At 56.6% G+C, this 6,937-nt stretch carries 2 protein-coding genes; one reads left to right on the top strand and one right to left on the bottom strand.

The annotated features are described in order from the left end of the window. Positions 1-387 (bottom strand): contractile injection system protein, VgrG/Pvc8 family (locus tag AUC61_RS02640; protein ID WP_279290875.1); only part of this gene is annotated, 387 nt, incomplete at its 3' end. A gap of 248 nt (positions 388-635) precedes the next feature. Between AUC61_RS02640 and AUC61_RS02635 the strand changes: the two genes are divergently transcribed. Further along, positions 636-6,794 carry a membrane-targeted effector domain-containing toxin gene (locus AUC61_RS02635; RefSeq protein ID WP_243244329.1) on the top strand — a complete coding sequence of 2,053 codons (6,159 nt, stop codon included), beginning with the start codon at positions 636-638 and terminating at the stop codon, positions 6,792-6,794. Positions 6,795-6,937 lie beyond the last annotated feature (143 nt).

Below are 6,937 nucleotides of genomic sequence, written 5' to 3'. Positions count from 1 at the left end.
GCTGAAGATGGCGTGATCCTTGAGGACCAGCGCGATGATTTCCGGGACCGTCTTGCCCTGAAAGATCCGATGGTTGCTGCGGTACTCCAGTCGTTTAAGGCTGGGCACCAACTGGATGAAATAGTGGGTGAAGCGCTTGCCGGAATCACCCTGAGCAATTTCGCCGATCTGTCCGTGAAAACCATTGCCATCAGCGTCGAACCTCAGAAACGCCAGGCGGTGTAACAAGTCCTCCAGTTTGAGATTGGCACGCTCGCTAACCAGCTCTATCCGCACGCTGAACGGACGGCTGATGGACTCTTTGGCAGTAAAAGCGAGCACTCGCAAGTCATGCTCAAGCCCGGCAATTTCCAGCGTGAACGAGGCGCGATTGGCGGGGTTGAACATGGGCGAGTCCTTGGCCTGAGTAAAAGGCGGGACTTTGCACTAACACGCGGTAACAAGAAGTCAGGCTTGCGGCGCTTGATCTGTGGGACGTTTCTGCAAATGCATATTCTCCTCAGCACCTCCAGGATTGCCCTCCCCACTAACTATCTAACACCCCCACCCACCCCACTCCTGATTGATTGAACTCTAAGCGGCACAGCTTCTGGGCCGCACTTTGATCAATCTGTCATTCAGGATTTTTGAACCTTATGCAACAACTCACTCAGCTCCCTTCCACGCCAGCAGAGACCTTGCCAATGGCGGTTGCCGCACTGCATCGACTCAGCGCCCTGGACATCATGTTCACTGAGGAACTCAAGTCATTGCCCAAGGCCAGCGCCGCGACGCTTGAAGCGCTTGGGGGGCAGGACGACACGGCCAAAGAAAGCGCAGTCACCGCCCTGCTCCAACAGCTCAGCGATTTCTGGCAAGCCCCCGGAGCCAAAGGCCAGAGCCGTAAAGCCCTGTTCATTGATGGCATGGAACAGGCACTGCGCAACGAAGTGATCATCAAAAACCACGAGCACAATCTGGGCCCGCAATATGCTGCTTGCTTACCTCTGCCCCGGGTCAGCAAACAGGTTGGCCGCTCTCTGGAGGTGTTCACCCTGCATGTGCAACTCAATAACCGGACGACGGTTGAGATTGCTGGCGCTCTGGTGTTCATTTCAATGAACGGCCTGACTTTGCTGGTACTGCCCGGCATGGGTACAGAGGGTTTTGCGAGCCGGACCGCCTTTGGTGAAACGCTTGTTCAGTACCTCAACAACGATGTATTGCGTCATGCGCTTTTCAACAATGCGCAGCAGCGCGACCAGCAATTGCTGGAGACAATCACCCAGGACCCAAATCTCTATCTGGAACCCTTCACCGCAGTTGACCTGCAACTGCGACATGTTGCCGGTAACCCTTTCGCACAAGCCTTCGAGCGCCAACTCGACAAGCAGCGCAACGATGTGCGTCACGCATGCCTCGATGTACAGGCGGCAGAGCACAGGGCGGCGCGACTGGACGCAGCGGTAGGTATGCAAGGACTGTTTGGTCCTGGCGCCATGCTGGCACAACGTGAAATTGCCTACTGGGAACGCAAGCAGCGCAAGACGTTGCCCCATTGGGTCAAAGTCGCCAGCCAGAACGACCTCACTCAATATCAGCAGGGTCTGACCCATTACGACCAGTGCCGCACCGCGCTGCTCAGCGCCTTGGGTGGGGCGGCGTCCCATGAACAATTTGCCCGGATGCGACTGCGCGCTCGTATCGCTTCTGACCTCGGGTATGAGCTGGAGCCCGCGCAAGTCATGGTCACGACGCAGCGTCGTCTGGCAATCACTGGCGAACTTTATACAACCCGGCGCTCACTTTTGCAGTTCGCGTTGTACGGATTGCATCCCGGGGATCGGGATGCAAGTTCGGCGTTCCAGACCCTGACCACCTTTCGCCTGGACGGTCTGGACGGTCTGGACATGCAGACCAGTCATCCACTGATGACCCCGGCTTACGTGGCGACTCTGGTGGACGACCTGAACCTGAGCACCGCCTTTCGCGAATACCAGCGTACGACCTACGCCACTGAACACCATCAGCAACTGATGCGCAGCCTGACGCGTAAACAGGTTGTCGCCCTGGCGTACGCAGCGAAGATGCAGGCGCATATAACTGCGGAGGACTTTGCGATCATTGAACAGATCGAAGGCGATGCGACAGGCCAGACAACGCCCGGTCTACAGGTTCAGCAGATCAAGCTTGATGACGCAGAAACGCTTGGCGGGCTGTTGGTGTTTCGCAAAAACGACAGCCAGGGGCGGCTTGAGCGACTGGTAATGTTTGCCTCCGACGCACCGAGGGCACAGCGTTTTCAAGCCTTCGACAACCAGACCCAACTCACCCATGAACTGGTCAGTTGGACAACGTCGCCGGAGATGAGCCAATACCTGCTTCAACAGGTGTCTGTTTCCAGTCGTGAAAACCTGGAAGCTCGATTTGCCGCTTTGCGCCTCAAACCCCATCCGCCAGCCAATTATGTTCAGCTCATCACCCGCAGCCATTACAACCAGGCCCTTGGGCAGTTCGTGCGTCAACACGTGCGAGTGGCCGCCGCCGATCAGGCGCAACGAACGCCGGACTGGTACATGCGCGCCAGCCTCGCCGAGCGACAGGAACTGCTGGCCCTGGAAGATGCGATAGCCGGTGCCACAGAAAACTTCCACGCGAAACCGCCGACCAAGGCTCAGGATTTCGAGGATTATGTTCATCAGCGCGCCAGCAAGAAAATCAGTGAATTGTTGGGAGTGGCTGAAGGCAGTGTCGATCCCGATCAGATCATCATTACCTCGCAACGTGAAACGCTCAGCTACACCCAGATGCTGCGCAACGGCTATGACGACACCCTCGGATTCCTGAACGGTGGCGCCGACACCCAAGCCACATTCAGCGGCCCGTCCCATGTTGACCTGACGCCACTGAGCGCCCAAAAAGTCGCCCGTTCGGTGCATGGCAAATGGCTGAGCGACGACTACATCAAACTGGTGAGGGATACCCTGCTCGCGCCGGATTCTCCCGGCTACGAGCATCGCCGACGCAGCAGCCTGCAAATCACAGTGCTGCAGATGAAATCGGCTGCGCTGCGCAGTTATCTCAAAGGTCAGCTCAGCTCACCGCAATATCAGTGGCTCAGGTTATCCATGGATCATCTGCATCAGACTGACAGCCAGGCGCGACGCCAATACCCGCTGCACACTGTGCAACTGCGTCTGGAAAACCCGCTGATAGGCACCGATATTTCCGCAGTAGGCGAAGTTGCTAAGGATCTCTACAACGCCGCTTCCCCCATCAAAGTCGAGCTGACTCAGGTAGAAACCGTACAGGGGTGTTACCTGCTGTCATCCACTGATTCGACTCAGGCAACAATGCTCTATACACCGCAAGCACCGGATGGCCTGGAGTTCCGCCTGCTGAGCGAATTCAAAGCCTCACTCTCCAGCGCAGGCATGATCGATTACTACAAAGACCGCTGCCGGATTGATGCCCGCCGCAAACTGTCGTTTTTTCTGCGCGACATGGAACAAGGCGGTGAGAGCAAACCGCCTGTCGTACCTCGTGATGCGGTGAGCGACTTTCAGGACATCTGCTTCAATCGCCCCCTCGAACGACAACTGCGCGATGTCGAAGACACCACCACCGGCCGCAGTGACATGCTGGCCAGACTGGCCTGGATCACGTTTGAACTGGTCGCCACTGTGGTGACGTTACCGTTTCCGCCCGCCAGCTTTGCGGTGGGCGCGCTGCTTTCCCTGCACGACAGCATGAAAGCCCTGCAAGCCTTCGCCAATGGCGACCGGGAAACCGCCAGCGCCTACATTCTCAGTTCGCTGTTCAACAGCCTGGGTGCCGCAGGAGATTTGTCTGCCGGCATGAAAGGCTTCGGTGCGCTGCGCCAACTCGGGCATAGCGGCAAACCTTCGTCAGTCATTCCTGCAGCGAACAAGGTTGCGCGAGCACCAAACCCGACGGATTTGCGTCCCGTGCAGCTGGAAGGTGAAACCTTCTGGCGCAGCAAGCCAAACGCGAATGGCCACGCGTCGGTGTACCGCATGGGCAGTGATCAGACCAAGGCAGCGGAGGCCACCGAACAGTTCGCCCGACGCGACCTCGACGGCACATGGCGCCCCTTGAGCCATCCTGCCGGTCAGCCCACCCTCGTAAATGCGGACGGAATAAAGCCGGTAATCCCGGTGAATGTCTCGCTGGAAGACGTGATCCCGCTGTCATCAGGCCACGGTAAAGGCGTCAGCCAGGTGAACGGCAAGTACTACATCGAACTCGGGACTCAGGTTTTCGAGGTTCACTTTGATGCAGGTGCGCGCTACTGGAACATCATCGACCCGCAGAACCCGTTCGCTTTTTTTGGGAAGCGCCCGGTACGGCTGGACGCACAGGGCAAATGGCAGTTAGTGCATCAACTCAATCTACGTGGCGGGATGGACGACACTTTCAGGCCGCTGGTGAGTGAAGCTGCGACGTCCGCTGATCCGATTACCAGTGCGGTTGTGCCCTATGAACTGCCGCTGCAATCACGCCCATATTTCAGCAGCCTCAGTAATACCGGCAACTCGGTGGAGATGTTGGGGCTGGATCTTGAGGAGTATTTCACGGCAGTGTTCGCCGAGATGCGCTCGAAGTTCTCTGCTCAAAGAGAAAAACTCTATCGTGATGCACAGGCATTTTTCACGACAGCCACTCCAGCACCACGCCCGGTGTTACCGCTATTGGACGTGAACGCCGGAGCAACCGGGCTGATCAGGAAAATATTCGAAAACAGCAACGCTATGGTCATCAGCGAGGCGCCAAGGTCCCTCGCCAGCAAGCGTCTGCTCATCGAAAACATGGCTGCGCTGGCTGAACAGGACGTAAAGGTTTTGTACATCCAGCATCTGTTTACTGATCTGCATATGTACAAGCTGGAGAAATACCGAAAACTGGGGGCCAGAAGCAAAGCAGGCTCAAGTGATCTGAAATTCTGGCTGGAAGACCTTAATAGCGGCGCCCTGAAAAACCGCAGCAAGGAATACGACTACTACCACTTGATAAAGACCGCGCACCACCACGGCCTGGAGGTTCGACCGATCAGTTCTTCGGTCAGCTACCCGTTGCACAACAACCCGGTGGCCATAGCAGCGGGCGACCTTGCAACCGAACAAAAGATGAGCAACTTTTTCGCGCATACGGTCATCAGCGCCGACGTTACGTCTCATCCATCACGGCGCTGGGTGGCCTTACTCGATCAGAAGCTGGCCAATACTTATCAACAGGTCCCAGGCATCGCCGAGCTGCAAGGCGCGATCAGCGTACGCGTACATGACGTGCCCCTCGGTCGACCCACCGTTATCAGCAGGGCAATTGAAGAAACCGGCACTGCGTTCGGCAAGTCCGATTTCCGGATCGAAATGGCCAACCCGTTGATCAATGATCAAGGCACATCGAGCCTTGCAACAGCCCTGACAGCCTCGCCCCCCAGCCGACTGGATGACGCTCTTTATCAGCAGGTACACGGCAAATTAAGAGTCGCAAGCGAGAACCCGTACACGGGCAAGCCTGGTTTCGAATGGAATGACGCCAGCGGCTGGCAACCTGTCGATGCGCAGCGCTGGCCGGCTGAGAGTCCACCTACAGCCATCCAGGTATCCTTGCATGACCCCGCTTATTCAATGCCCGCCGAAACACGCGACACCCTGCATCAGTTGATCCATTTCGAGAATCGCGGGCTGGACTCGCGTTATTTCAGCGTCAATAAGCAACACGCTTTGGTCAGTGACCAATTCTTCAACCTGCGTCACGCATTACAGAAGGATGCTCGCACCATCATCGTCAAAGAGCTGCCGCCTCGGCCAACACTGCCGGCGGTCGCGCCAGGCATCAGCCATAGCGACTTTCTCGAAGACCTGTATCAACACGTCGATGGCGTAGTCATTGGAGAGTCTCACTCATCGATTGCCAGCAAAAAGCTGATCATCGATAACTTGCCGTTACTGGCCAGACAAGATGTCAAAACGCTCTACATCGAGCACCTGCTCAGCGACGTGCATCAGGCCGATCTGGATCGTTTCGTCGACACCGGTTACATGAGCAAAACCCTGCTCCATGACCTGAAAAAGCTCGACCGAGGCCATCACACCGACGTCGACGGCGTTTACACTTTTGAGCAACTGATCAACAAAGCAAGAACTCAGGGTCTGGAAGTCAGGGCCCTCGACTGTACCGCCAGTTACTACCTCAAAGACCTTGAAAGTCTGGCGCCGACCACCCGCCAACAGATGTTCAGCCACTTCGCTTCGCGCACAGTGCGCAAACATCAGGACGTCATGGGCGCCCACAAGTGGATTGCACTGGTCGGTAACAGCCATGCCAACACCTTCGAAAAAATCGTGCCGGGCCTCGCCGAACTGGAAGGCGGCATTGGCGTGCGAGTGATCGATGTAAAGCCCGGTCAGGCCCGAGGCATCTCGATAGATCCTGGAGAAAAGCTGACCGATAACTTGAACAGCCAACAGAGCTTCATCAAAAGCGATTTTCGGATAGAGATGGAAACATTCAAACCCACCGTTGCCGTCAGACCCGCACAATCGTTACCGGTCGAGGAACGACTGATCAGGCCTGGCATGTTTTTCGTCGAAGAGAGCGATAACAGTTTGCCGGTCATCGTCCATCGCTCACGGGACAATACGATTCATCGCACTCCGGTGAAGGTTAACGCCCAAGGGCAGGTGTATGTGGAGCGGGCTACCTGGGCCTCGGTCCACCTGCACCCTTACGAAGACATGGATGCCCTGATCGTCGGGCTGGAGGAAATCAATCTGACGCGAGTTGCGTAAGGCGCGATGATCTTGTGGGAGCCGGGCTTGCCCGCGATGAACGAGAACGCGATGTGTCTGACCAACCGCAGCGCCTGAATCGCGAGTAAGCTCAGCTCTCATCAAACAGAAAGTAATCGCCTGATTTGGAGTGCTTTTCTGTG

The sequence above is a fragment of the Pseudomonas maioricensis genome (assembly GCF_022790535.1).
Taxonomy (GTDB): domain Bacteria; phylum Pseudomonadota; class Gammaproteobacteria; order Pseudomonadales; family Pseudomonadaceae; genus Aquipseudomonas; species Aquipseudomonas maioricensis.
The sequence above is the reverse complement of the archived record's forward strand: the minus strand, read 5'-3'. Positions and strand labels throughout refer to the sequence as shown.

Excerpts from the sequence above, each read along its gene's own strand:
- AUC61_RS02635 (WP_243244329.1), top strand. The coding sequence starts at position 636 with ATGCAACAACTCACTCAGCTCCCTTCCACGCCAGCAGAGACCTTGCCA.